We start from the raw sequence: 25,632 nt of genomic DNA, 5'->3' as shown, positions 1-25,632 counted from the left end.
TCGAGTTTCGACTTTGCGATTTTAGATTTTGGATTTTGGCAATTTTTCTACTCAATTGTGAAAGTTAAAATCTAAAAAGTTGTTCTTTTTCTTCTTTATTTTTTAACTTTTTACTTTTGCTTAAGACTTGCGCTGCGGCTACTCTTAACCCTATTTCGCGAGTATTTCGCTGCATTCTTGCTGCACTCTTAATGGCAGAAAGACGTTGTTTTCGCGCAAGTCTTATCCCAGTCCAAAATCTAAAACCCAAAATCCCAAATCCTGTTAACCTTCTTGGTTTACGAAGGGCATCAAAGCTACAATTCTTGCTCTTTTGATACTTCTGGTCAGGTCTCGCTGCTGTTTTGCCGTCAAACCGGTAATCCGGCGGGGCAAAATTTTACCGCGTTCTGTGACGTATTTTTTGAGCAAATCTACATCTTTGTAGTCGATCGGGTCTCCTGGTTTGATGGGCGATACGCGCCGGCGAAAGTAAGTCATGGTTTGTTGTTTGTTGACTGTTGACTGTTGACTGTTGACTGTTGACTGTTGACTGTTGACTGTTGACTGTTGACTGTTGACTGTTGACTGTTGACTGTTGTCTGTTGACTGGTGTCTGTTGTCTGTTGTCTGTTGTCTGTTGTCTGTTGACTGTTGTTTGTTGTCTGTTGTCTGTTGACTGTGACTGTTGACTGTGACTGTTGACCAATAACAACTGACCAATAACAACTGACTACTGACTACTGACTACTGACTACTGACTAATGACTAATCACTACTTGATCTCTTTGTGGGCAGTGTGCCTGTTGCAATGGGGGCAGAACTTTTTGAGTTCCAGCCGTGCCGTCGTGTTGCGACGGTTTTTGGTGGTGGTGTACCGAGACACGCCTTTGGAGCGTTTGCTCGCGTTTGTTCGGCACTCAGTACACTCTAGAGTAATTATGATGCGGACGCCTTTAGCCATAATTCTAAATAAATTTCGACTAATTTAAACACAATTTATTATCTTCTCACATTGCTCTGCACTTGGTCAAGCAATCTTCTAACTTTGATGTCGAGGGAGTAGCCGCGGCGGGTTCCGACGACGATCGTCCCGCCGATGCGATCGTGGAAAGCTTGGGGAAACCTTTCGGCGGAGTTGAGGGCAACGCTACAGTCGATCGCCAGGGGCAGCATCAGCAGCAAGACGGCGGCGTTGGTAGATGTGAGCCCACCTATACCTGCGAAGGCTAAGCCGGCGCAAATGCCCAGCAATGCCTCGCGCTTGCACAGTTCTTGCACTCCGGGAGTCCGTTGGAATCGGGTATCGGCAATTTTCATGTCCAAAGCCCAGCGCCCGAGACTTTGACCTTGGTTTTTCCTGACGATGGCTACGCGCAGGATCAGCCACAGCAAAACAAAAAATATGGTTTGGGCGATCGCATTAGTGGCGAGAAGCAAACTGGGCAGCCAAACTGCGATTCCGTCGATGCAGAAGGCCGCTGCCCGGCGGCCGAGTGATACTTTGGGAAGGAGGGGCAATAAATCGGAACTCATAGGCAAAAAGGTCGATCGCCACTAGCTACTTTTTTATCTTAAGCTGTGGATTAATCGATCGGCATCAATGGTGCCTAAACCAACGTCAAAGCCAACCGCTAATTATTCAAGCTGAAAATGGATTTTCGCCGATTCCCAACTGCGTTTTCGACTTTTCCACTTCCAGAGTGTTTCGATCTGAGTAAATGCCTGTTCCACAGATATTTTACCGTTAGATGTCAAGGAGGTGATGTAACCCACCCGCTGAGAAAACTCTTGTAAATTCGCATTAAATACCAAATTCTCTGGCTTTACTTCACCGTAATAGCGATTTTGAGGATATAAAAAATTTGAATTTGCTACCATTGATTTAACCTCGCATGAAAACTTGTTTCCTGAACTTATCAATATTATAAACCGCGCTTCCCTTCTCAAGTTGTGCTCTAAGTAGCAAAAATCATGTGAAATTTGGGGAGTTTGTTTCTGATGGCAATTACACCGAGAGATGAGGTGGACAAAAGCATGAGTAATTTCACTTATAAAACTTCCGCATACTGGGTCAACAATCAGGTTTCTGAATTAAGGCTCATAACTTCGGATTTGGCGTCAAAACCTGGTTGTTGTTCGTCCAGACTGACTTATTGAAATAAATGACAAAAAAACCCAAAATGGATAATATTATTGCAAGCATAAATAGTTAGACTTTTAGTAGGAAACTGCGTAATGTCTCCCAATAGGCGATCGCCCCGTCCCAAACTCCCGAATCGGCAAGTGTTAATCAGACTTGCCCTCGCCGTAATTGCTGCATTTATCGCCTGCAACATTCCTCACTCCTTAATTCCCATGTTTAAAGAATCCGTATCCGAAGCAACGCCGCCCCCAGAAATCCAGAACGTACTCGTCGGCAAGCGCAAAATTGTGATCGTGGGCGACAGCATCACCGAAGCAGGAAAATACCCCGGAGGTTACGTTTGGCTGCTGGAACGCTATCTGAGTGCTCTTTATCCCGATCGCAAAATCGCAATCGTCAATGCCGGAATCTCCGGTAACAAGGCGACGGATATGCAAGCGCGCTTCCAGAAAGACGCGATCGACCAAAAGCCAGATTTAGTGATGATTAATGTCGGAGTCAACGACGTTTGGCACGCTTTCTTCGACTTCCCCAAAAATCTGTTTTATCCGCAAGGCAACTTGCCCACGGGAGGGCCACTGGCAGAATATCGGGATAAAATAACTCAAATGGTGCTGGCGGCAAAAGCCGCAGGAATTCGAGTTGTACTGCTTTCTCCTACTCCTATCGGCGAGATTCTCGACAGCCCAGAAAATCGCAGGTTGCAAGAGTATATTGCCGCGATGCGAGAAATTGCGTTGCAGAATCAGTGCTTGTTTATCGATTTAAATGCGCCTTGTCGGGAGGTTATCGGCACCTATCAAAAGCACGCGGGCAAGACTCTGAATTTGTTAGCGGCAGATGGAGTTCATCCCAATCCGTCGGGGTATCGAATTATTGCTTTTACTATCTTGCGCGGTTTGGGTGTACCCCCAAAGGATATTGAGAATTTGGAAGTCAAAAATTAAATCTTTGAATTTAGTTAACTGTGGACTGTTGGCTGTTGACGGTTGACTGTTAATTGAAAGCATCCAGGGTACAAGCCCCCAGATTTATCTCTGGGGTAAATTATTCAAATCTAAAATCTCAAATAGGACTAAGGTCAAAAAATGGTCTACTCGGCCCCAAGTAGTGGTGATGTGCGCGGCCCGGCGGACCCTACAGATAAAATGTGTGCCTCCAGGACTGTAAAATCTCAAATCTCAAATCTCAAATCTCAAATCATTCAATCGGCGGATGATACCGCTTCAACCAACAGCTACCAATAATCACCAACGCCACCACAACAATAATTTCCGTCCAAAAAAACGAAAGAAAATCGCTTGCAGTTCCCACCGGCGGCACCCCTGGTTGAGCGTTGCGAATAGCGGGAAAAGCAAACAGCATCACACCAGTCCAACTCAGCATTCCCACTTCCGGCAACTTGCCCGATTTCATCACTTTTAATGCTAGCAAAAGCGCCATAATTGACAGAACCCACATAATCACAATAATCACTAATGCAAAGAATTTCACCGGGATTGAGCGACTTGCAGAAACATCGATATAAATAAAGATAGATGAATTCTCTTCCTGGGGCTTATAAGTGATGTCAAAACCGGGAACATCGGCATGAAAATTAAATTCCAGCGGCACGGGATTTAGTTGAAACGGAGCAAACTTTTTACCAATCGAAGCCAGCGGATCGATCGAAATAGCTACTTTAGCAATGTGCTTGTCAAACGGATAATTATTAATTTTTCCCTTGACTAAGTTGAATTTTAATGCAGGGACAATCATCGGTTTGCCTTCTTTAAAGGTAATTTCCGAATCCTGTACATTTGCGCCGTTAACTGTCATTAACAAGTCTTGAGCTGGGTAAGTTGGCCCTTTTTTATAGATACCTTTGAGTTCAAACTGCAAGCGGGTTTCTAATTCATTTTTAATGGGATCAACTGCAATTACCGTCATTTTGACCTCAACCAAGCCTTTGGAGGCTACAGCGCTTTCGGGAGAGGGCTTGTAAGGCTCTTGGGCGTTAGCATTCTGAGAGTAAATAGATAAGATAATTGCCAAAATAACGACCAGACTGCAAATTAAAATAAGTATTTTTTTGAAATTAATTTTGTTGACAGTTTGCATTTATTATGGATATTTTATATTGTGATTTGTTGTTAGTATTTCCTGCTATCTCTCAGTCCGCGAGTCCGTCAGGGGTTAAAACTTGTGTCTCATAGCTAAAATCGGTGAAAACTGACATCTTGCACCATTTTCATGAACAGGCTTTCGGGCCTGTCCCACAAAGAGTGAATTTCTTGTGGGTGGGCCCTCCTAGCCCGCTCATAAAAGGCTTATTGAGAATGATGCAACATCTCAGTTAAAACTGACATCTTGCACCATTTTCAGGAACAGGCAAGATGCCTGTTCCACAAGAGTTCAATTTTCTTTCTTGTCGGGTGGGCATCGGAACAGGCAAGATGCCTGTTCCACAAGAGTTCAATTTTCTTTCTTGTCGGGTGGGCATCGGAACAGGCAAGATGCCTGTTCCACAAGAGTTCAATTTTCTTTCTTGTCGGGTGGGCAGGAGAGCCCGCCCATAGTAGCGCAACTACGAACCGATAGGAAGCAGTACATTTGGTGTAAAACAGCCGTGCAAACCGTAGGGAATGTGCTGTTTTAAATGCAAGCGCGCTAGGGGCCCTTTGGTGATGTCGCGAGCATCTAAAATGACTAAGGTCGATCGATGATTAGCTGCATCATACATTAAAAGCAGCAGCCAGCCGTCATCCTCAGCAACAGCATCGGGACGCAGAACAAACACTGGTTCCCCCGCAAAACCTCGTGTCGCCGCACTCCAAATTTGCCTTTCACCAGTCACGAAATCAATTTTGAGGATAGCTTGCAAAGGAGCATTTCCCCTGGGAACATCAGCAGCACCAATGTAAAGATATCGGTAAGGTTGTCCGACATTATTGGGATGCAGAGTCGGAAACTCGCAACACCGAGTTTCAACAACTTGATGCTGCACGGTTTTGTCTTGCAAATTTAACTTAAAGCGCCACAATTCGCCCGCTGGAATGCTGTCAAAATCGCTCTCGCGAAAATCGCCGTCTGCTTCTACAGTTGGAAATGATTCGTAACAAATTGAATCTACAAAAACTTCGCCTGCTTCTTCCCATGCGTTGCAGTGGTGGAAGACAAAACAAGGTTCGGTTTCTAATATCTTCACCTCGTCAGTGCCGTTGCGGGGAATTAAAATTGCTTGCGTTGGCTTGTTGGGCGAAAATTTAATGCACTGGGAGGCACTCCGAAATCCTAACAAGAAAGGCAGCGGATTGAAGCTGACAGGATTTTGGAAGAATATGCAGTAATTCGGGGTAATTACCATGTCGTGCAGGAAGGCAAAACCCGGTATTACATGGGCGTGACGCTGCAAAAGTTTGCCGCTTTCGTCGAGTTCGTAAATCGTGATGGTACTCGACAAACCGGGCTTGACCGAAAAGTTTACTAATCTGTCTCCTTTGCCATTTTTGCCTTTTTCAATTCTCGGGTGGGCGGCGAAGGCTTCACCGGGTTGTAAAATTCCGTCTAGGGTGTCTAAGCCGAGTGTGTCTAGGGTGCGGGGGTCGAGTCTGTAGGGCTGTGCTCCTTCCCAAAGTGCTAGCAGTTTGTCGCCCCAATAAATGATGTTGGTGTTGGCAATGTTTTTGATTTTGACATCAAAGATGTTGGCTAGCCAGCCCCCTGGTTTCTGCGTGCCGAAAACGCCTCGGTGGAGGATTTTTCCGGCTTTTTGTTCGGCGAGATAGCCTTCTGTGTGTACGAATCGGTTGCGGAAATGGGCGCGGCCTTCGGATATGGCGATCGCACAAACCATCCCGTCGCCGTCAAAGGGGTGGTGGATACGCTGGCCGTTGACATCCAATAATCCAGGCCCGTTGCGAAAGAATGTGCCTTGCAAGCCGGCGGGGATTTCGCCTTCTATGTTGTCAATCCAGTAGTCGGATTCGTTGGGTTGGGATTCGTAGCCGCGCTGCCAGTCTGCGCGATCGTATGATAGGTTTTGGGCGGCTGTTTGAGGTGGGAAACTCTGTAATTTTTGCATGGGTCTAATAAGCTTTTATTGATTTAACCGCAGAGAACACAGAGGGCGCAGAGAGAAGGAAAGTTCGAGAATTGGGAAACACAGTTAAATTCAGCCGTGTATTTGTCTCAAAATCAGTGTGTGCCTGCCTTTATTTGCTCTCTACAGTGCGGCTTTGTGACCTTACTGTGGGTACTAAGTCGGGAAAGTATTCGGGGATGAAATGCTGTCCCCCTGGTTTGGAACTGCTCAGTTCTGGTTCTAATACGGGGAGAGACTTTTGATAGTTTGGATCGCTGCTTTCTGTACTCTCGGCGGGCAGCCAATTTAAGAACAGTAGGGGCAGAAGTGTGGACAGGTTTGTGATGATGACTAGCAGCCAGAGGTTATCGAAATTGCGATCGGTAATTCCTAGCAAGTGGGTCAAAAGTGCACCGCCTTCGTGGGACAAAAGTCCTGCTAAATTTGTGATTGACATCAGCAGCGCAAATAAAGTTGCTTCCACGCCTGGGGGACACAACCGGGCGGAGAGTACCAGCAGCGGCATATAAGCAATTTGTCCGACTACTGTCAGGATCAGGCTGTCTCCGATGCTGAACCATCGATCGTCAATTCCTAAAGCTCGGTTCGCATGAGTTACTAATAATAAAGTAGTCATGCCCAAAGCAGCCGCAATGACCGTTGACCAGCCAAAAATTACTCGAAATGGAACTGTTTTGAGGAAGCGCTGAAACAGCCAGACACCGGCGAGGGCGGCAATGCTGGTAACGAGGCGCACTCGACCGAGAAATTCTGGTGGAAAGCCTAATTCGTTGGTGGTGAAAAAGAAGAAGGCGGAGTCTGAGCTTGGGGTGGCTTGCAAGAGGAAGAGAAAGGCGGTGGGCAGCCAAATTGTTTTTTGGGTAACAGCTTGCCGCAGTTGTTTTAGTTGGTCTTTGACCGTTTCAAAGTCTGTTCTTTTGTTGGTTTTTTCTTCGGCAATTAACCAAGCTGTTGCTGATACAATTAGCGGGAAAGATGCGGTGATTAAAAAGATAGTGTGGGTGCTGAAGTGTTGCAGCAGGTAACCGCTGAGGTAGGCGGTAATTAATCCGCCGAGGGCTGAAGCGCCCCAAGATAAGGATTGCAGGGAACCGGCATCGGTAACGGATTCTTTTCTGGCCCTTTCGACTACCAGGGAGTCGGCGATTACGTCGCTGACGGCGAGTCCGAGGGAACTCAGGGCGATCGCGCCTGTAGCTGCCAGCGGTGTGTGTACAATTGTTGCGAGGCTCACCCATGCTGCCGTTCCCAGCAGCCCGGAGAGGACGATGTAAGGGCGTCTGCGGTAGCCGAATATCGGCAAGCCGTCGGACATGAAGCCGAACACGGGTTTGATAATCCAAGGCAGGGCGACGACGCCCAGCATTGCCGAGACTTCTGCCGGACTCATGCCGAGTTCGTCTTTGAGAAAGAAGCTGACGGCTAAGCGGGCTAGTCCGAGAATGCCTTGGACGAAGTAAATCAGTAAAATGGCTATGAGTTCGGGGGTTGGCTCATTCCCAAAGAATACTTTTTCTTTTAAAGATTCTTTGAGTTTGCTGGTGCCAGAGGGGGAAAGGAGCATTTGAGCAATATTTCTTAATGAATCTCAATATTTATAACACATTCTTAATGAGTTCCGGGAACTGTCGCAGGTAGGAGGCGAAAGTGAGGGGGAGGTGGCAGCGGCTATAAAATTGTCATTAGCTAAAATAAAACTGTGTTTTTTAGCCATGAAAGCAGAAATTTAAAACGAACCGCGAAGGCGCTAAGAACGCGAAGGAAGAAAAAGAAGAGAGAATGCACAACTGCTAGCAGGACTATTATATGATTATCGATCCTAAAAATGTGCCGGAAATTACGGGTTCCAAGTACCCTCAGCAATTCCAATCTGCTGTTGCCGGGAGAGTTAAAAAACGCTTGGGCGATGCTGCCCGATTGCAGAATTTTGGGGTAAATTTGGTGAGACTTGCACCGGGAAGTTGTTCTGCTCTCAGGCACTGGCATACCCGTCAAGATGAGTTAATCTATGTTCTGGAAGGGGAAGTTACTCTGATTACAAATTCGGGAGAGCAAGTGCTGAAACCTGGTATGACGGCGGGTTTTCCGGCTGGGGATGCTGACGGACACCATTTGGTTAACCGCTCGAATTCAGATGTTGTTTATCTGGAAATTGGCGATCGCACTTCGGGTGATTCAGCCAATTATCCCGATGATGATTTAATTGCCAAAGCTAGCGATAAGGGTTGGATTTTTACGCACAAAAACGGCGAGATTTATGAGAGTTGAAAAATTATGAGTCAAGTGAATCTTTGGAGTTCGGCGGAACACGCTTTGTGGTATCTTGCTAAAGCTGATGGAATTCCTCACCGCACTGAAGGTGAAGCGGTTTTGTTGGAGGAAGTGCCGAAAAATGTTAGGCGAATTCTGGATGTGGGCACGGGTGACGGGCGGTTGCTGGGCCTGCTTAAGTGCGATCGACCAAATGTTGAATGTGTGGCGATCGACTTTTCGCCGACAATGCTGGAAAAAGCCAGAATTCGCTTTGCTGATGACCAAAATGTCACGGTAATCGAGCACAATTTTGATGAATCGCTACCGGATTTGGGCAAGTTTGATGCGGTTGTTTCTAGTTTTGCGATTCATCACGTAATAGACGATCGCAAACGTTCGCTTTATGCTGAGATTTTCGAGCTTTTGGAACCGGGAGGCCTTTTTTGCAATTTGGAGCACGTAGCGTCCGCAACTCCCGCTTTACACGAGAAATTTCGAGAGGCGCTGGGTATTAGTCACGAACCCGAAGATCCGTCTAATCAATTGCTGGATGTCGAAACGCAATTGCGCTGGTTTAGAGAAATTGGTTTTACCGATGCAGACTGTTATTGGAAGTGGCGGGAACTCGCTTTGTTAGTTGGGGTGAAACCAGTTTAGCTGCGGGTAAGGACTGCATTGTCGTGTCCTTTTAAAATTGGAAATAGTCACAATTAGTAAGGTGCGTCAGATTTAAAAACCCTCAATAATTGTTCTAAAAATTCACCTGACGCACCCTACAGCTTGATTTTAGTATGCCAGTTGCCTAAGTCCTGAATATAAGAGGTTATTGAACCTCCTATTTACACTTTTAGTTAGTTGGGATGGAAGATATTGTCCGGTCGCTCGCACATTGGGCTCTTACCCAGTTAGAGGGCTGTTTTAAGAGTTATTAACCAAACGATCGAATTAACAACAAACAAAAAGGTATAAAAAATATAGATTGATGGAGCGCAGATAGCTCTCCACAAAGAAGGCATTTTAATTGTTTTTAATGAACCTAGCGGGTGAACAAGACCTTCCGGAATTGAGCGAGTATTAAAACTTTCATCTAAGGCGCTTTCATTATTCAAGAATTGGGTAATTGCATGGACTCTTTGTATGTAATACAATTGTACCTTCCAGTAGGTAGCTTCTAAAAACCAGAAAGCAAAAATTATAACGTATCCTAGGGGAACCAACGCATCTATTTTGCTTGTAAAAACCCAACCAATCAACGCTACCCAAATGGTAATTGCCACAGTTTTTAATTGCATCAGAATTGTTGTGAAGTTAGCTATTTTTTTCTCTAGTTCCTCTGCTCCTTTTTGCAGCATTGCTAGCTGAAATTCAAATCGATCCATGTTTGATTCGGCGAACGTTTATATTAGAGTTATCCAAAAAATTATAATCTTTTTTTCTTTCGGTGTCGTTAGAGAACTTCGCCTGACGCACCCTACAAGTCGATTTTAGATTATATAGTAAGGTGCGTCAGCTCCCGTCCCGATCGCCGTTAGAGAACTTCGCCTGACGCACCCTACAAGTCGATTGTTGTGTGACAGTTGCGTCCAGGACTATTAAAGTCACGCACCTTACTGAATTAAATTAAATCCGGTACTTTAGGTTTGATTCGGCGCTCGTACCAGTTCATTAACGGGGTGGAAGTAATGCCGTGCAGAATCACAGAAATTACGATGGTTGTAAAGGTAATCCAGGCTATTTTTTCGGCGGTTTCGCCTTTCAAACCCTTACCAAAAGCATAGGTAAGATAATAGATAGAACCGACACCCCGAATGCCGAACCACCCGCACAGCAAGCGGCTGGCGGGATGCAAAGGACTGCCGATCGTACTAATCCAAGCTCCCACAGGCCGGATAAAAAAAATCAACAATCCAGCTACTAAGAGCGAGTATCCTCCATAGGCCAACATAGGCTCTAGGCGCAAAAGCGAACCTAATAGTAAAATAGTTGCTACTTCCATTAACTTTTCTATGCGCTCGGTAAAGTGCAGTTGGGAAAGTGGCTTTTCTGGGTTGCGGTAACTCCGCTGCACCACAATTCCTGCTACAAAAACTGCGAGAAATCCGTAGCCGTTGACTACTTCTGTGAGGGAATAGGTGAGCAGAATTGTGCTGAGAGCAATGAAATCTTCCATTAATTGATCGGCTGGTCGGTAGCGTTGGAGTTCGCGATCGATCCAGGTGACGGCTTTAGCTACTAAAATTCCCATAACGATACCTGCGGCGATCGCCCAAATCAAGTCAACTGCTACCCACTGCGAAAACCAGTTCGGCAAGTTGTTATCTTTTAGCGCATAAATGCCGAAATAAACAAAGGGAAAAGCTAAAGCATCGTTTAAACCGCCTTCCGATGTTAAACCAAAGCGCAATTCATCGCGATCGTCTAGATGAGCTAACTGAACTTCTGAGGCCAAAACTGGATCGGTGGGAGCGAGAATTGCTCCCAATAAAATCGCAGCCGCCCAATCTAATTTCACAAACCAATAGGCGATCGCAGCCACAGCAAAAATCGAAATTGGCATTAAAAAACCGATCAGCCGCGCTGTGGAATTCCAGGCCCAAAGTTGCAGCGGGCGATTCATTTTTAAGCCGCAACTGAACAGAGAAACAATAACTACAAATTCTGAGAGTCTTTCTAAAAATTGAGCTTCGGGGCGCAAGTCAATCAGCTTGACACCGTAGGGCCCCAATCCGATACCGACAAATAGATAAATTAAGGCATAAGACACCGGCAATCGCGAAATCCATCCCGAACCCAAGGTGACGGTCAGCAGGAGGATGCCAATAACTAGCAATTTGAGAATGTAATTATCCACCATAGCGATCGCACTTTTAATCAGGTTTAACAAGGGCGATTTTTGCACGTAAAAGCTTCTGGCGCATCCGTCGTCCGCTAGATTCAGCTATCCTCCGAAAGTGGTGGGGGCGGGTTTATATAAGACCTCTTGCAAAAATAAATAGGACGGGCAAGATGCCCAAACCACAAGAAAAAATAACTCTTGTGGGATGGGCATATTGCCCGTCCCAACAATTGATGAAAAGGATTTTTGCAAGAGGTCTATAGATTGTTAGTGGGAATTAGAGATTGTTGGTGAAACCCGCCCCTACAAGTATTATGGTTAATTTACCTGAGAGCATCCGACTGATGACTACTGACTAATGACTAATGACTAATGACTAATAACTAATGACTACTGACTTTTTTCGGTAGCGATGATGTGCAAATCTACGTGTTTGAGCGATCGCACTAACTGTTGAGTCAAAGAACCCCGCAGTAGCAATCTCCAGCGGGATTGCTGGCTTTCGCCGATCACAATTTGAGTAATGCGATACTGTTTAGCTACCTCCGAAATCGCTTTTGCTATGTTCGGACTCTCCACCCGCAGAAATTGCCCATTAAATTCTTGACAAAGCTTCTGGCAAGTTTCAACGTGCAAGCTTTCGGCTTTTGTTAAAAACCGATCGGGATTATCGACAAAAAGAGCGTAAAATGGGGCATTCATGTAGCTAGAAATTCTCCCACCCCGTCGCAGCAGTTGCAAGGAATTCGGATAAGTCGAGAGGCATACTAATACTCGTTCGTGAATGTTGCAAGATTGACCTTTTAAAGTTGCTGCGTCGTCTTCAACATTGTCTGCGACTTCTCGCAGGGCGAGTTCTCGCAAAGCAATTAAATGACGGCGCTGGAAAAAGTTTTCTAAAGATTGTTCAATTTTTTCGGGAGCATAAATTTTGCCTTCTAGCAACCTTTCTTCTAAAGTTTCCGGCGTGACATCGACAACGACTATTTCGTCAGCAGATTCGAGGACGCGATCGGGCACTCGCTCTCGCACTACAACTCCGGTAATTCGAGCTACTAAATCGTTGAGACTTTCTATGTGTTGAATGTTTAGCGTGGAAAAAACATCAATCCCAGCATTGAGAATTTCTTCGACATCTTGATATCGCTTTTCTCGCAGAGAACCCGGAATGTTTGTATGAGCCAGTTCGTCTATTAAGGCTAATTGAGGACGGCGTTCTATGACAGCATCCGCATCCATTTCGTTGAGAATTTTTTCGCCGCGCAGCATTTGTTTTTTGGGCACTATTTCTAGTCCCTCGCCTTTAGCTGCTGTCTCTTTTCGCCCGTGAGTTTCTAATAGTCCAATTACCACATCAATGCCTTCTGATTTGAGCCTGTGCCCTTCTTCCAGCATTCGGAAAGTTTTGCCAACACCGGGGGCCATGCCGATAAATATTTTGTGCTTTCCCCGGCGCGGGGTGCGATCGTAAGTACGGTTCGGTTGGGCGTAAACTGCCTCTGGATTGTGGGGAAGTTGGCTAGAGTGAATCATCGGCTGATTAGTGAGTAGTTAGTCAATCTTCAGTCATCAGTCAGTTTATGACCGATGACTGCCGACTGTTGTAAACTATTGTAAACTGTCGAGAGCCAAATTCAGTTGGAGGACATTAACTCCCGGTTCGCCGAAAATGCCGAGAAATCTACCATCTGTATTTTTGGCTACCAACATTTCTACTTGATTGAGATTGAGCGATCGCACCGTTGCTATCCGCTGAATTTGCGCCCTAGCTGCCTCTAGGCTAATGTGCGGATCGAGGCTAGAACCCGAGGTGTAGACTAAATCAGCAGTCGGTTTGATACCAGCTTTGTTGAGGCGGTCTAATTCTATTTGCACCCCCTGAAAACCATCTTTCTCATTACCTCGCTTCAGCAAATCCGAGTTACTGGGGGCAAGGTTGCTAGCTCCCGAAACACCTGTTGTTTGACTTAAATTTTCTGTCTTTGTGGGAGCGTAATCTTCGGTTGCAAAGCTGCTGTAATTTGTGGTGCTGGGGCGGCTCCACAAATATTTATCCGAGCTGAAAGGTTGACCGATTAAGGAGGAACCCACGACAACTCCTTGCTTAGTAATTAAGCTGCCGTTTGCCTGCGAATTAAAAGCAACTTGGCCGATTCCTAGCAATATCAAGGGATAAATAATAGCGGTGATTCCCCACAAAACTAAAGTCAGGCGAATTACTCGGATTAATTCTCTCATAAATTACCTCAATTAATGAATGATCAAGTCAAAACAGGGATTTTGACACGGATAGACGGATTAATTATCCAGCCTTTCAGAAGCAGTATTAAAATCTTTCGGGCTGAAAAATCACGACAAACAAATAAACGGCGAGTCCGACGATTACCAAACCCAAAAGACTTAAACCCCAGGCAGCTTTTTTGGTCAAACCATCATCGGCAGCCGCATAAACAGCAGGGGCAATTATTAAATTAAAACACATTACCAGAAATAGCTGCACTGGGATTGGGTGGCGCTGCCCAAGCATTTGTCCTAACTCAATAATTTCTTTAAAATCTCTGGAAAAAACATCATTTAGCAAATCATTCCGTTTCATGAATTCTCCTTATTTTGGGAATAAATATCTGTCTTTCTATTGGATGATTTTTTGGGGGAAATCGAGGCAGAGCCTCTGGATCAGCGTTGCCCGGCAGAGCCGGGGAACGAGAATTATCCGTTACATCCGTCGAGTGAATCCGTTGCCGAACTTCTTCTATGCTAGCCCAACGGCGGTAATCAAAATATCAATAATTTTGATAGCAATAAACGGCGCGACTGCTCCTCCCAATCCGTAGATTAAAATGTTCCGCTGCAACAGTTGGTTGGCGCTCAAAGGTCGAAATTTTACCCCGGTTAATGCTAGGGGAATCAAAGCGGGAATAATCAAAGCATTGTAAACTAATGCTGACAAAACCGCAGATTGACCGCTGGCTAAACCCATGACGTTTAATGCGCCAACGGGGGCAAACATGGCGGGAATAATTGCAAAATATTTAGCAATATCGTTGGCTAGGGAAAATGTGGTCAGCGCGCCGCGAGTAATCAGCAATTGTTTGCCAATTGTCACTAAGTCAATTAGTTTGGTAGGGTCAGAATCTAAGTCCACCATGTTTGCAGCTTCTTTCGCGGCTTGGGTTCCAGAATTCATCGCGAGTCCTACGTTTGCTTGCGCTAGTGCGGGTGCGTCGTTAGTTCCGTCTCCAGTCATTGCTACTAATTTGCCTTCTGCTTGTTGCTTGCGAATTACCTCTATTTTGTCCTCGGGAGTTGCTTCGGCAATGAAGTCGTCAACGCCTGCTTCATCGGCAATTACTGATGCTGTAATCCGGTTATCTCCGGTGAGCATAATGGTGCGAATTCCCATTTTTCGCAGTTGGTCAAACCGATCGCGAATCCCCGGTTTAATAATATCTTTCAAATAGATAATGCCGTAGGTGTCGTTGCCTTGACAAACTCCCAACGGTGTGCCCCCCAGCCGGGAAACCCGCTCGTAAGCTTCATCGAGATCCGGGCCGAAATTGCCGCCGCGCGATCGCACAAAACCCTTCACCGCCTCCACCGCCCCTTTGCGAACCTCCGTCCCATCCGGCAAATCGGTGCCAGACATCCGCGTTTTTGCGGAAAAATCAAGCCCAGTGGCGTTGGTGCGATCGAAATCAACCTGTGCGCCCAAATTCTGAGCCAAACGGACGATCGACTTTCCCTCTGGAGTATCGTCAAACAGGCTAGCAGCAAGGGCTACACTCGCAACCTCCTCCAGCGAGTGACCGTTTACCGGAATGAACTCCTCAGCTAAACGGTTCCCCAGGGTGATCGTCCCCGTTTTGTCCAAAATCAGCGTATTCACGTCGCCGCAAGCCTCCACGGCGCGTCCAGAGGTGGCTATCACGTTAAACTGAGCGACGCGATCCATCCCTGCAATGCCGATCGCGCTCAGCAAACCTCCAATGGTTGTTGGAATTAGCGCCACCAGCAGCGAAATCAGCGTCACCACGCCCACAGGAGTTTTTACATAATTTCCCAGCGGCGGAATCGTCGAAACCACAATCAAAAACACCAGCGTCAGCACCGCCAGCAGCACTGTCAGCGCGATCTCGTTTGGCGTTTTCGATCGTTCTGCGCCCTCTACCAGCGCGATCATCCTGTCCAAAAACCCCTTACCTGGGTCGGCCATCACCCGCAGCGTCAATTCGTCCGAAAGGATGCGCGTCCCGCCGGTAACGGAACTGGCGATGTCCGAACCCGGTTCCTTAAGCACCGGCGCGGATTCGCCGGTGATCGCAGATTCGTCTACAGATGCGACGCCTGCAATCACTTCGCCGTCGGAAGGAATGACATCGCCTGCGATCACTTTAATTTGGTCGCCGCGTCTCAGGGATGTCGAACTAACTTCTTGAATTGAACCGTCTGGTAAGAGTTTGCGGGCTGTTGTGTCGGCTTTGGTCGATCGCAGCGCATCTGCTTGCGCTTTGCCGCGCCCTTCCGCCACCGCTTCGGCAAAATTAGCAAATACCAAAGTGAAGAACAAAATTAACGTCACTAAACCGTTGAAAACTCTCTGATTTTCGCCGGGAACCGGGCCGAACAGCGTCGGGTCGATCGTTAATAATGCAGTCACAATTGTGCCAACCCACACCACAAACATCACCGGATTTTTCAGCATCACCCGCGGGTTTAGCTTCACAAAAGCTTCTTTAAAAGCTCTTTGATAAAGACCTTTAGTATTTGCTTTCGGCGTGTGCTTGCGAGATTCGCGAGAGCCTCTAGCAGGTTTTTTTGGGGAATCAGGGGTATTGGAAGAAGCCATATCGATTTGGGATTTTTAATGAACCACAGAGAACACAGAGAACACAGAGAAAGAGAAGAGTGAGGTTGAGGATTTTCGCTACTGAGGTGGAGGAGTTGGTGTTGCTAAAGGTGTTGTGGGTACAGTTATCGATGCTGGTTCAAACTTGCCGCTGCTAATTTCATATCCTTCGGCAATTGGCCCTAAAGCCAAAACTGGGAAAAATGTCAGCGCGCCTAGAATTAAGATTACTCCTGCGGTTACGCTAGTGAACAAAACTGAATCGGTTCTGAGAGTGCCCGTTGTTTCGGGAACCAGTTGTTTGTTCGTCATGCTGTCAGCTAAAAGCAGCAGGGCAATAATTGGAACGTAGCGCCCCAACAGGAGGCTAAAACAGGTGCTTAAATTCCACCAAACTCCTGTCGGCGCGGGTTGAGAGTCGGCCAATCCTTCAAAACCAGAACCGTTGTTAGCCGCCGCCGAAGCGTATTCGTACATCACCTGAGAAATGCCGTGAAATCCTGGGTTGCTGATGCCGCTCAAACTGTCGGTAAAGGCGATAGAAATGGCACCGGGGATTAAAACTGCGATCGGGTGAATTAATAAAACAACACTGGCTAAAACAATTTCCCGTTTCTCAATTTTGCGTCCCAAAAATTCCGGCGTTCTCCCCACCATCAATCCCGTGAGAAATACGCTCAAAATCGAGTAAATAAATAAGTAAGCCGTTCCCGTTCCTTGTCCGCCCCAAACGATTTGCAGAAACAAATTAAACAGAGTAGCAAAACCACCGGGAGGCATTAAAGAATCGTGCATTCCGTTGACAGCGCCGCACATTGTGCCAGTCGTAGTCACCGCCCACAGTGCAGTCTCGGCCCAGCCAAATCTAACTTCTTTGCCTTCTAAATTTGGCTGCTGCGCGCCCAGTAAATTATTAATTTGAGGGTTGCCGCCGTACTCGCCAAACGCTGCAAGGCCAATCAAAATTACATAGATGGCAAACACCATCCAAAAAATCAGCCATCCCTGCTTTTTGTTGTTGGCAAATCTGCCGTAGGTGTGAATCATAGCTGCTGGTATAGAAACCATTGCTAGTGTTTCCAGCAGGTTGGTAAAAGGGTTGGGATTTTCAAAGGGGTGAGCCGAGTTCATCGCAAAAAATCCGCCGCCATTTTCTCCCAGTTGTTTGATGCTTTCAAAGTGAGCTACTGGCCCGCGAGATATTACTTGCGTGCCGCCTTCTAAGGTACGGGCAACGGCCGGCCCGGCGAGGGTTTCCGGCACTCCTGAAATTAGCAAAAGTAAGGCAATTATTAAAGAAAGGGGCAGCAGAATCCTGGTGATTGATTGAATTAAATCGATGTAAAAGTTGCCCAGCGGGCGGCCAGTCAATCCCCGAATAAAGGCAATACCTACTGCTAAACCGGTAGCGGCTGAGGTAAACATTAAAAATCCCAGAGTTAACTGGGATAAGTAACTGAAGGTTGTCTCGCCCGAGTAATGCTGTTGGTCGGTATTTGTGAGGAATGAAATAGTTGTGTGCAGCGCAGTATCCCAGGTTGGTGTGCCTAAGCTGGTGGGATTTAAAGGCAGCACTCCTTGAAGCATCAAAATTAGAAAAACAAATATGCCCATTGCTACATTGCTGTAGAGTAACGATCGGGCATACTGCCAACCTGTCATCGAATCAACAACACGGATATTGCCGGCGGTATAGATGAGTTGTTCTACAGGTTTGATGGCGGGGTCGAGGATGGTTTTTTCTCCCATGTACACCCGCGCCATGTATTTACCAAACAAAGGCGATATCGCTACTAAAATGATTAGCGTTAATGCGATTTGAATTAATCCTTGCAGCATAATTGAGCCAAAAAGTCCTCGTTGGATAAATACGCTTCACTACTTGGGAAAGGGCTTCTAAAAGAAGTCCACAAAACCGGGTGAGTTTTCTTCAAGGTCACATATAGTTCGGGGGCGATCGCCGAATTCAATGCTACTGCTAAGATGCAATCTCCGTAGTAGATCACCGGGTTTTCGCTAGCTAGAATTACTCGCCCTTTTCTTGCTAACCCCAAGCACTGGCCGCTACTGGGCAATTGTATATCATTTAATGCCATGCCGCAATAACTGCTGTTGAATAGGATGGCAACTTGGATAAGTTTTGGTTCTGCAAAGCTCATATATGATATGACTTTTACTAGGCACAAAATGCGGTTGACTCTTACTAATTACTATACTTAAGGCTATTATTATTGATAATCAGCCTAGAGGTATAAGTTGGTGTTTACAAGTTATGTTATTTTGGTCTATATTTTTACTAATAGACAAATGTTTAGATAGTGTTAAGAATCTATATTTGCAGATATAGATGCTATCTAAACGCTATTTTTTTGCGCCACAATAGACAAGAGAGTTTTAAGAAAGGTAGAAGGCAGAGAGTTGAGTGTAAATATAAAATTTAAAATGGATTAATTGAGGATGTTGAAAAGCTTATTGACAATTAAAAAAAACCTGGCAATTCAAGAGAAGTATTTGCGGGGGCGGTGGTCGATCGCTCTTTTATTCGCGATCGTTGCACTGCTGGAATTTACTACGCCGCCGGAGTATCTGTTTGGGTATTTGTATACGGGTCCGATTTTACTGGCTAATTCGCGATTGAGTCGGTTGGGGAAGTTACAAATTACCCTAGTAACGGCAGCTTTGACACTGTTAGATTTGTTTGTTACTCATGGAGAAAAGACTGCCCTAGCCACAGTTGCAAATAGATCGATCGCAGTCATGGCTTTAGGGGTGACGGGATATTTGAGCGATCGCAACCACCAGTACCAAGAAGCGATCGCGATCGCTAAAGCTGATTTGCAGTCGCAGCAGCAGCTAGCAAGCATCCGAGAAGATTTTGTCTCTACTTTGAGTCACGACTTAAAAACGCCGATGCTGGGGGCGATCGAAACAATCAAAGCTTTTCAGTCAGCAAAATTTGGGAATGTCACCCCCAGTCAGCAAAAAGTTCTCGAAACAATGGCGCGATCGCACAAAATGTCACTACAATTAGTAGAAACGTTGCTAGATGTTTACCGCAACGATGCTGAAGGTTTAAAACTGCAACTTACTTCCGTAAATTTAGTTGCTTTGGCAGAAGAAGTAATCGCAACACTGATCCATTTATCAGCGGCGCGTCGAGTTTATATTAGTATGAGTTACGGAGAGTCAGATTTCCGCCGCTCTTTGTGGGTAAAAGGCGATGCAGCGCAACTCCAGCGCGTTTTTGTTAATTTGCTGACAAATGGGATCAACCATTCTCCTCGCGGTGGTAAAGTAGAAATACTCATGGAATCTTATTCTAGTTATCAAGTGGTGAAAGTAATCGATAGCGGCTTGGGGATTACAGCAGAAGAACTGCCGCACTTGTTCGAGCGTTTTTATCAAGGAAATGGCGATCGGCAAGCCAAAGGATCGGGATTGGGGTTATACTTGTCTCGCCAAATTATTGACGCGCACGGCGGTATAATTTGGGCAGAAAATAACTTGCCACACGGTGCTTTATTTGGATTCCGACTCCCTGCGATCCCACAGAAATGAAACCAGCTTATCCCTTGCGAATTCTCTTAGTTGAAGACGACGAACTGTTTCGGTTGGGGCTGCAAACGCGGTTGCAGCAAGAAAGTTGCTTGCAAATAATTGCGGAAGCCGAAGATGGCGAAACAGCGGTAGAATTAACGCAGGAACATTTGCCGGATGTGGTGGTTCTCGATGTCGGTTTGCCGGGAATTGGCGGCATTGAAGCGTGTCGCCAAATTAAACAGCGACATCCATTAATTCCGGTTTTAATTTTAACATCTCACGCCCAAAAATCGTTAATTGAAAGGTTGATTTCAGCGGGGGCTCAGGGATATTGCCTCAAGGGAATTGCGGCGGAAACTTTGGTTTTGGCAATTCGATCGGTAGCAGCGGGTGCTTCGTGGTGGGATAAGGCGGCAACTGCGGAAATTAGGGCGGTTTTTGCTAATCCTGAACCTGTGAAAGTTGGGTCAAAATCAGAAGTTTTGGAAAATCCGCTGACGAAGCGAGAACAGGAAATCTTGGCTTTAGTTGCGGGGGGGAAAAGCAATCAGGAAATTGCACAAATATTGTACATTGCTCCGGGGACTGTGCGGGTTCACGTGCACGCGATATTGCAAAAGTTAGAAGTGCGCGATCGCACTCAAGCAGCAGTGCTCGCTATTCAGAAAGGATTGGTAGCCGAAGAACTTTTGGCGATCAAACCTTGATATAGGCGGGTTTTGTAGCGGAATTGTAGGTTGTTAAAAGGATTCACTGGCTAAGTCCGCCTCTATCAAGATGCGTCTGTTGCAGGCTCACGGAAAATTAGTATTATTCGTCTTAATTCTTAATTTTAATGATGACATTGAATTTTTGAATTTGCTAAGCTTAACACGTCTTAAATTTCCTACGGTCCTATAACCAGAGGTATATTTTGAAAAATTTTATCAGTTCAGTTTTTACTGCGATCGCCTTTCTCGACTCTGCCGTTCCCGATGGCGAAACTCTCCGCAACGGCATCGAATTGGGGACAGAAGTTATTACCCTCGATGTGGTGCGGGATGGAGTAGAACAAATTACTGAGGCACTAGCGAATCGCAGCAATATCAAAAGCATTCATATCATCTCCCACGGCCGCCCGGCGAGTTTGCAGCTAGGCGCGATCGATCTAAACTTAATAAATTTAAAAACTTACGCTAAACAATTGCAGCGTTGGTCGAGATCCCTGGCAGACAGTGGAGAGATTTTGCTGTACGGGTGCGAGGTAGCGGCGGGGGAGAAGGGCGCTAACTTTGTGCAGCAACTGAGTCAGCTAACCAAGGCAAAAATTGCTGCTTCTAGATCGCCGATCGGCCCTGAAGCTAAGGGCGGAGACTGGCAGCTAGATTATACAACAGGAGCCGTGTCATCTGGGTTGGCGATCGGGCCAGCCACAATGGCTGCTTACCAATTTATTTTCGGCTTTACCCTCTACGACGGCACTAACTTTCCGCTTGTAACCTTGCCGTTTGGAGGCGGACCCATCGCCGGTATCGGGACAGCGAACCGTACTCAATTAGCTTACGGACAGATACCTCTACCTTCGCCATTCGGTTCTGGTTCCCTTGCCACTGGTGCGTTCTCGCCCAACACGACGGGCATTAATACTGCTAGCGTGACGGCGGCTAATAACACTACAGGCTACGCCGGCTATACAAACTACCAATACATCCCCCCTACTCCGCAACAACCAGCAACATTTAGTTTACTCAACTCAAGTTTCCCCGGCCTCAACCGCACAAACGGTTATAGCGTCTCTTTCAACGTTGCAGTTACGGCTGAAAATAGTAATAGTAACGATCGGGCAGGTTTCAGCATCATCGCCATTAGCAGCGACGGTGAAAAGGGCATTGAACTGGGTTTCACCAACAGCAACCTCGGCCCCAAGGGAGGCATCTTTGCTCAGGAAGATACTCCCCTGTTCACTCGCGGGGAAAATGCAGCATTTAACATCAGCAATGCTACAGACTATAAACTCGTCGTTCAAGGCAACACTTACAGCCTGTTTGCCGGCGGCACAGCATTGCTGACAACTCAGCCGCTACGCGACTACACGGCATTTGATCCAACAACCAGCCAGCCTCCTTTACCGTACAGTCCCTACAACTCCCCAAACTTCCTATTTTTCGGCGACGCCACAGACCAAGCAAGTGCCGCTTTTACTCTCGGCCCCATCTCGGTTAATAATTTCCCGGTGCCCGTCAATGACATCTACAGCGTCCTGCACGATAAAGTGCTCTCCTCAGCGCAGTCGGTCTTAGGCAACGACAGCGACGGCGACTACGACATCCTGAGTCCCGCTGTAGTCACAAACCCGACTAAAGGTACACTCTCATTAAACCCCGACGGCAACTTCTCTTACATTCCTAACGCAGGCTTTGTCGGTACAGATACCTTCACCTACAGCGCTAGCGACGGGGTGGAAACTATCCCCGCGACGGTGACAATTAACGTCACCAATAATCAGCCAACTGTAGAACCCGATACCTACAGCATCGTGCACGACAAAATTCTGTTCTCAGCGCAGTCGGTCTTAAGGAACGACAGCGACGGCGACAACGACATGCTGAGTGCCACTGTAGTCACAGGCCCGACCCAAGGTAAACTCGTCGTATTCGATTCCTTCGGCAACTTCAATTACACTCCTAACCCTGGCTTTGTCGGTACAGATACCTTCACCTACAGCGCTAGCGACGGGGCCGAGACTGCCCCTGCGATGGTGACAATTGAGGTCACCAATAATCAGCCAACTGTACAACCCGATACCTACAGCATCCTGCACGACAAAGTTCTGTTCTCAGCGCAGCCGGTCTTAAGCAACGACAGCGACGGCGACAACGACATACTGAGGGCCACTGTAGTCACAGGCCCGACCCAAGGTAAACTCACATTCGATTCCTTGGGCAACTTCTCTTACATTCCTAACGCAGGCTTTGTCGGTACAGATACCTTCACCTACAGCGCTAGCGACGGGGCCGAGACTGTCCCCGAGACGGTGACAATTAACGTCACCAATAGTCAGCCAACTGTACAACCCGATACCTACAGCATCCGGCACGACAAAATTCTGTTCTCAGCGCAGTCGGTCTTAAGCAACGACAGCGACGGCGACAACGACTTCCTCAGGGCCACTGTAGCCACAGGCCCGACCCAAGGTAAACTCGTATTCGATTCCTTCGGCAACTTCAATTACACTCCTAACCCTGGCTTTGTGGGTACTGATACCTTCACCTACAGTGTTAGCGACGGGGCCGAGACTGTCCCCGCGACGGTGACAATTAAGGTCACCAATAGTCAGCCAACTGTACAACCGGATACCTACAGCATCCAGCACGACAAAGTTCTGTTCTCAGTGCCGTCGGTCTTAAGCAACGACACCGACGGCGACTTAGACACGCTGAGTGCTGCCTTAGTTACAGGCCCGACCAACGGTACGATCATCTTCAACCCCGACGGCACATTCAATTACACTCCTAACCAAGGCTTTGCAGGGACAGACACCTTCACCTACAGCGCTAGCGACGGGGCCCAGGCTGTCCCCGCCACGGTGAAGATCAACGTCACTAACAGTGTGCCAACAGCAAATCCCGATAGCTACAGCCTCAGTGCGGGAAAACTCCTCAGCGTAACAGTGCCGGGAGTTTTAGGCAACGACTCCGACGCAGACTCGGACACACTAACTGCTGCGGTGGCCGCAAACCCAACTAAAGGCTCGATCGCCCTCAATAAAGACGGTTCTTTCACTTATACTCCTAACGCAGGCTTTTTTGGAACAGACACCTTTACCTACACAGTCAGCGACGGGATAGTTGACTCTGCACCCTCTACCGTAACTGTAAACGTCAACAATAACCCGCCTACAGCCAATTCAGACAGCTATACTACTGCTTTTAATACGGGTCTCAACGTGAGGGGGTTGGGAGTCTTAATCAACGATACAGACCCGGAAAACGATGCGCTGACTGCGATTCTGGTAACAAATCCGGCTTCTGGGTCGATCGGCCTCAACGCTAACGGTTCTTTCATTTACACTCCGAATGCTGGTTTTGCAGGGACAGACTCTTTTACCTACAAGGCTAATGACGGGAAAGCTGATTCTGCGATCGTCACGGCAAGCATTGTTGTCAATAACCCTCCGACTCCGACACCTACTCCGACACCAACTCCGACTCCAACTCCGACTCCAACTCCGACTCCAACTCCGACTCCGACTCCGACTCCCACGGAAACTCCGACCCCAACTCCGACTCCGACTCCGACTCCGATTCCGATTCCGACACCTACTCCCACGGAAACTCCAACTCCGACTCCGACGGAAACTCCGACTCCAACTCCGACTCCAACTCCGACTCCGACTCCGACTCCGACTCCGACTCCGACGGCAACTCCGACTCCGACTCCGACTCCAACTCCGACTCCGACTCCGACTCCAACTCCAACTCCGACTCCGACTCCGATTCCGATTCCGATTCCGATTCCGATTCCGATTCCGATTCCGATTCCGACTCCGACGGCAACTCCGACTCCGACGGCAACTCCGACTCCGACGGCAACTCCGACTCCGACTCCCACGGGAACTCCAGACGATTGCGATTGCATTTGCGAAGAGATTACCCTACCCGCGATCGGTTTGATTCCGGGCCCGAATTCAGTCGATCTCACTTTCAACGGCACTGACGGCGACGACTTCCTCATCGGCAGCAATCTCAACGACGTTATCAGCGGTTTCAACAACGACGACATTCTGCTGGGCCAAAAAGGCAACGACAATATTTACGGGGGAGTGCCCACCAATATCCCCCTTGGCCCGAATGCAGACAAAGACATGCTGTTTGGCGGCAATGGCAATGATTACCTCAACGGCGCCGGCGGCGACGATCGCCTTTTCGGGGGTAAGGGCGATGATGTGGCGATCGGCGGCAAAGACGATGACTTGATTTGGGGCGACAAGGGCAATGACACTATAGTTGGGTCTGAGGGTAACGACTGCTTGTTTGGAGGCAGTTTTGACCCGTTTAGACCTGACTCGACTGGACGGGATTTGCTCTTTGGCGCTGCGGGCAACGACTTGTTGAACGGGGGAGATGCTGCGGATACTTTAAGCGGCGGTGAGGGCAGTGATACGGTTTACGGCGGCAAGGGCAATGACGTTCTGGTGGGGGGTACTGGCAACGATCTGCTATTGGGCGATCGCGGCAGTGATAGCATTTGCGGCGACGAAGGGGACGATACTATTTTCGGAGACCAGGCGATCGACTTTAACGGCGAGTCTGATTCCCTGTGCGGCGGTGCTGGCTATGATTTGATGTTTGGCAACGGCGGTAGTGACAACCTATGGGGCTGCGAGGGCAACGATACTCTCTCTGGGGGTAAAGGCGACGATTATCTGATTGGGGGTTTGGGAAATGATATTCTCAGCGGTGGCATGGGGCGCGATCGCTTTGTTTTAACAGCAGGTGAAGGCCCGGATATAATTACTGATTTCACAAAAGGTGAAGATGCGCTGGTGTTAGCGGGCGGTCTAACTTTTGCTCAACTTAGTATTACCCAAAACGCTGATTCAGCTTTCATCAGGATTGGTGAGAATGGTCAACTGTTGGCTGCTTTGAATGGGGTGTCAGCGAGTGCGATCGATGATCTCAATGATTTTACCATCTTTGGCTAAGCACTACATCCTCCCCCCTGTCTGGCGTGAGTGCCGAGCGAAAGTCGAGCGAAATCCCTCAAACGCTTGCAATCTCCTAGTTTTTAGCTGCGCGCTGCCCAATAGGCGTATGGGTGCGATCGCTCGGCTTTACCTGATCCTACGGTTGGGCGATCGGCAATCAACCTAGGATCGCGAATTAAATAACTTACAATTTTAATTGTTATTGTGGGATGGGCGTCCCGCCCGTCCAAAAAGGACGGGCGAGACGCCCATCCCACAAACT

The 25,632-nt window shown here is 47.4% G+C and carries 22 protein-coding genes and 1 pseudogene; 6 read left to right on the top strand and 17 right to left on the bottom strand.

The features are described from left to right. Positions 1–264: 264 nt before the first annotated feature. The 4 genes from rpsR to ACUVJL_RS32065 form a co-directional block, all read right to left on the bottom strand. A complete protein-coding gene (rpsR, locus tag ACUVJL_RS32080) occupies positions 265–480 on the bottom strand; it encodes a 30S ribosomal protein S18 (RefSeq protein WP_006631377.1) in 216 nt (71 codons plus the stop codon). Between the two features lie 274 nt (positions 481–754). Further along, a complete protein-coding gene (rpmG, locus tag ACUVJL_RS32075; RefSeq protein WP_332959770.1) occupies positions 755–943 on the bottom strand; it encodes a 50S ribosomal protein L33 in 189 nt (62 codons plus the stop codon). 38 nt (positions 944–981) lie between these two features. After that, positions 982–1,515 (bottom strand): RDD family protein, encoded by a 534-nt coding sequence (locus tag ACUVJL_RS32070; RefSeq protein WP_445249524.1) that lies wholly within the window; start codon positions 1,513–1,515, stop codon positions 982–984. A 102-nt stretch (positions 1,516–1,617) separates the two neighbouring features. Then, a complete protein-coding gene (locus ACUVJL_RS32065; RefSeq protein WP_445249523.1) occupies positions 1,618–1,860 on the bottom strand; it encodes a DUF7219 family protein in 243 nt (80 codons plus the stop codon). A gap of 357 nt (positions 1,861–2,217) precedes the next feature. Here ACUVJL_RS32065 and ACUVJL_RS32060 point away from each other — a divergent pair, with 357 nt between their 5' ends. Then, positions 2,218–3,072 carry an SGNH/GDSL hydrolase family protein gene (locus ACUVJL_RS32060; protein ID WP_445249522.1) on the top strand — a complete coding sequence of 285 codons (855 nt, stop codon included), beginning with the start codon at positions 2,218–2,220 and terminating at the stop codon, positions 3,070–3,072. A 253-nt stretch (positions 3,073–3,325) separates the two neighbouring features. Here ACUVJL_RS32060 and ACUVJL_RS32055 read toward each other — a convergent pair whose 3' ends face one another. The 4 genes from ACUVJL_RS32055 to ACUVJL_RS32040 all read right to left on the bottom strand — a co-directional run bounded on the left by ACUVJL_RS32055 (position 3,326) and on the right by ACUVJL_RS32040 (position 7,773). Further along, on the bottom strand, positions 3,326–4,159 hold the full coding sequence (locus tag ACUVJL_RS32055; protein WP_445249521.1) for a DUF4436 family protein: 834 nt from the start codon (positions 4,157–4,159) through the stop codon (positions 3,326–3,328). Positions 4,160–4,460: 301 nt separating this feature from the next. Next, the gene (locus ACUVJL_RS32050; RefSeq protein ID WP_445249520.1) at positions 4,461–4,643 is read right to left on the bottom strand and encodes a hypothetical protein; all 183 of its coding nucleotides are present in this window, start codon (positions 4,641–4,643) and stop codon (positions 4,461–4,463) included. 48 nt (positions 4,644–4,691) lie between these two features. Continuing rightward, positions 4,692–6,188, bottom strand: a complete 1,497-nt coding sequence (locus tag ACUVJL_RS32045; RefSeq protein ID WP_445249519.1) for a carotenoid oxygenase family protein — start codon at positions 6,186–6,188, stop codon at positions 4,692–4,694. Between the two features lie 130 nt (positions 6,189–6,318). Beyond that, on the bottom strand, positions 6,319–7,773 hold the full coding sequence (locus tag ACUVJL_RS32040; protein WP_445249518.1) for a folate/biopterin family MFS transporter: 1,455 nt from the start codon (positions 7,771–7,773) through the stop codon (positions 6,319–6,321). A 242-nt stretch (positions 7,774–8,015) separates the two neighbouring features. On the opposite strand from ACUVJL_RS32040, the gene ACUVJL_RS32035 reads away from it, so the two are divergent. Beyond that, positions 8,016–8,477, top strand: a complete 462-nt coding sequence (locus tag ACUVJL_RS32035; RefSeq protein ID WP_445249517.1) for a cupin domain-containing protein — start codon at positions 8,016–8,018, stop codon at positions 8,475–8,477. 6 nt (positions 8,478–8,483) lie between these two features. Then, the gene (locus ACUVJL_RS32030; RefSeq protein ID WP_445249516.1) at positions 8,484–9,119 is read left to right on the top strand and encodes a class I SAM-dependent methyltransferase; all 636 of its coding nucleotides are present in this window, start codon (positions 8,484–8,486) and stop codon (positions 9,117–9,119) included. Positions 9,120–9,367: 248 nt separating this feature from the next. Here ACUVJL_RS32030 and ACUVJL_RS32025 read toward each other — a convergent pair whose 3' ends face one another. The 8 genes from ACUVJL_RS32025 to ACUVJL_RS31990 all read right to left on the bottom strand — a co-directional run bounded on the left by ACUVJL_RS32025 (position 9,368) and on the right by ACUVJL_RS31990 (position 18,303). Next, positions 9,368–9,841 carry a hypothetical protein gene (locus tag ACUVJL_RS32025; protein ID WP_445249515.1) on the bottom strand — a complete coding sequence of 158 codons (474 nt, stop codon included), beginning with the start codon at positions 9,839–9,841 and terminating at the stop codon, positions 9,368–9,370. Positions 9,842–10,077: 236 nt separating this feature from the next. Then, positions 10,078–11,346 carry a cation:proton antiporter gene (locus tag ACUVJL_RS32020; protein WP_445249514.1) on the bottom strand — a complete coding sequence of 423 codons (1,269 nt, stop codon included), beginning with the start codon at positions 11,344–11,346 and terminating at the stop codon, positions 10,078–10,080. A gap of 342 nt (positions 11,347–11,688) precedes the next feature. Further along, positions 11,689–12,831, bottom strand: a complete 1,143-nt coding sequence (locus ACUVJL_RS32015) for a sensor histidine kinase KdpD (protein ID WP_445249513.1) — start codon at positions 12,829–12,831, stop codon at positions 11,689–11,691. A gap of 75 nt (positions 12,832–12,906) precedes the next feature. Beyond that, positions 12,907–13,536 carry a K(+)-transporting ATPase subunit C gene (kdpC, locus tag ACUVJL_RS32010; RefSeq protein WP_445249512.1) on the bottom strand — a complete coding sequence of 210 codons (630 nt, stop codon included), beginning with the start codon at positions 13,534–13,536 and terminating at the stop codon, positions 12,907–12,909. An 88-nt stretch (positions 13,537–13,624) separates the two neighbouring features. Next, positions 13,625–13,894 (bottom strand): K(+)-transporting ATPase subunit F, encoded by a 270-nt coding sequence (kdpF, locus tag ACUVJL_RS32005; RefSeq protein WP_445249511.1) that lies wholly within the window; start codon positions 13,892–13,894, stop codon positions 13,625–13,627. A 156-nt stretch (positions 13,895–14,050) separates the two neighbouring features. After that, positions 14,051–16,144 (bottom strand): potassium-transporting ATPase subunit KdpB, encoded by a 2,094-nt coding sequence (gene kdpB, locus ACUVJL_RS32000; protein WP_445249510.1) that lies wholly within the window; start codon positions 16,142–16,144, stop codon positions 14,051–14,053. Positions 16,145–16,222: 78 nt separating this feature from the next. Further along, a complete protein-coding gene (kdpA, locus tag ACUVJL_RS31995) occupies positions 16,223–17,983 on the bottom strand; it encodes a potassium-transporting ATPase subunit KdpA (RefSeq protein WP_445249509.1) in 1,761 nt (586 codons plus the stop codon). Next, complete coding sequence (locus ACUVJL_RS31990; RefSeq protein WP_445249508.1) at positions 17,968–18,303, bottom strand: TrkA C-terminal domain-containing protein; 336 nt, start codon at positions 18,301–18,303, stop codon at positions 17,968–17,970. The genes kdpA and ACUVJL_RS31990 overlap by 16 nt, the downstream gene beginning before the upstream one ends. A 298-nt stretch (positions 18,304–18,601) precedes the next feature. Here ACUVJL_RS31990 and ACUVJL_RS31985 point away from each other — a divergent pair, with 298 nt between their 5' ends. The 3 genes from ACUVJL_RS31985 (at position 18,602) to ACUVJL_RS31975 (ending at position 25,367) form a co-directional block, all read left to right on the top strand. Then, the gene (locus ACUVJL_RS31985) at positions 18,602–19,702 is read left to right on the top strand and encodes a sensor histidine kinase (protein WP_445249507.1); all 1,101 of its coding nucleotides are present in this window, start codon (positions 18,602–18,604) and stop codon (positions 19,700–19,702) included. Continuing rightward, positions 19,699–20,391, top strand: coding sequence for a response regulator (locus ACUVJL_RS31980; RefSeq protein WP_445249506.1), 693 nt, complete (start codon positions 19,699–19,701; stop codon positions 20,389–20,391). The genes ACUVJL_RS31985 and ACUVJL_RS31980 overlap by 4 nt, the downstream gene beginning before the upstream one ends. A gap of 206 nt (positions 20,392–20,597) precedes the next feature. Further along, a complete protein-coding gene (locus tag ACUVJL_RS31975; RefSeq protein WP_445249505.1) occupies positions 20,598–25,367 on the top strand; it encodes an Ig-like domain-containing protein in 4,770 nt (1,589 codons plus the stop codon). Between the two features lie 83 nt (positions 25,368–25,450). On the opposite strand, the pseudogene ACUVJL_RS31970 reads toward ACUVJL_RS31975, so the two are convergent. Next, positions 25,451–25,632, bottom strand: a pseudogene (locus ACUVJL_RS31970) (hypothetical protein); the annotation flags it as partial.

This window comes from Microcoleus sp. OTE_8_concoct_300 (genome assembly GCF_031383065.1).
In the GTDB taxonomy this organism is placed as follows: Bacteria; Cyanobacteriota; Cyanobacteriia; order Cyanobacteriales; family Microcoleaceae; genus Microcoleus.
This window is presented reverse-complemented; position numbering and strand designations above follow the sequence as displayed.

Bases quoted from the DNA above. Each gene is read 5' to 3' on its own strand.
- rpsR (WP_006631377.1), bottom strand. From the start codon at position 480: ATGACTTACTTTCGCCGGCGCGTATCGCCCATCAAACCAGGAGACCCG.
- ACUVJL_RS32040 (WP_445249518.1), bottom strand. From the start codon at position 7,773: ATGCTCCTTTCCCCCTCTGGCACCAGCAAACTCAAAGAATCTTTAAAA.
- ACUVJL_RS32015 (WP_445249513.1), bottom strand. From the start codon at position 12,831: ATGATTCACTCTAGCCAACTTCCCCACAATCCAGAGGCAGTTTACGCC.
- ACUVJL_RS32025 (WP_445249515.1), bottom strand. From the start codon at position 9,841: ATGGATCGATTTGAATTTCAGCTAGCAATGCTGCAAAAAGGAGCAGAG.
- ACUVJL_RS32065 (WP_445249523.1), bottom strand. From the start codon at position 1,860: ATGGTAGCAAATTCAAATTTTTTATATCCTCAAAATCGCTATTACGGT.
- kdpA (WP_445249509.1), bottom strand. From the start codon at position 17,983: ATGCTGCAAGGATTAATTCAAATCGCATTAACGCTAATCATTTTAGTA.
- kdpC (WP_445249512.1), bottom strand. From the start codon at position 13,536: ATGAGAGAATTAATCCGAGTAATTCGCCTGACTTTAGTTTTGTGGGGA.
- ACUVJL_RS32070 (WP_445249524.1), bottom strand. From the start codon at position 1,515: ATGAGTTCCGATTTATTGCCCCTCCTTCCCAAAGTATCACTCGGCCGC.
- ACUVJL_RS32060 (WP_445249522.1), top strand. From the start codon at position 2,218: ATGTCTCCCAATAGGCGATCGCCCCGTCCCAAACTCCCGAATCGGCAA.
- kdpB (WP_445249510.1), bottom strand. From the start codon at position 16,144: ATGGCTTCTTCCAATACCCCTGATTCCCCAAAAAAACCTGCTAGAGGC.
- ACUVJL_RS31980 (WP_445249506.1), top strand. From the start codon at position 19,699: ATGAAACCAGCTTATCCCTTGCGAATTCTCTTAGTTGAAGACGACGAA.
- ACUVJL_RS32045 (WP_445249519.1), bottom strand. From the start codon at position 6,188: ATGCAAAAATTACAGAGTTTCCCACCTCAAACAGCCGCCCAAAACCTA.
- kdpF (WP_445249511.1), bottom strand. From the start codon at position 13,894: ATGAAACGGAATGATTTGCTAAATGATGTTTTTTCCAGAGATTTTAAA.
- ACUVJL_RS32035 (WP_445249517.1), top strand. From the start codon at position 8,016: ATGATTATCGATCCTAAAAATGTGCCGGAAATTACGGGTTCCAAGTAC.
- rpmG (WP_332959770.1), bottom strand. From the start codon at position 943: ATGGCTAAAGGCGTCCGCATCATAATTACTCTAGAGTGTACTGAGTGC.
- ACUVJL_RS31985 (WP_445249507.1), top strand. From the start codon at position 18,602: ATGTTGAAAAGCTTATTGACAATTAAAAAAAACCTGGCAATTCAAGAG.
- ACUVJL_RS31990 (WP_445249508.1), bottom strand. From the start codon at position 18,303: ATGAGCTTTGCAGAACCAAAACTTATCCAAGTTGCCATCCTATTCAAC.
- ACUVJL_RS32030 (WP_445249516.1), top strand. From the start codon at position 8,484: ATGAGTCAAGTGAATCTTTGGAGTTCGGCGGAACACGCTTTGTGGTAT.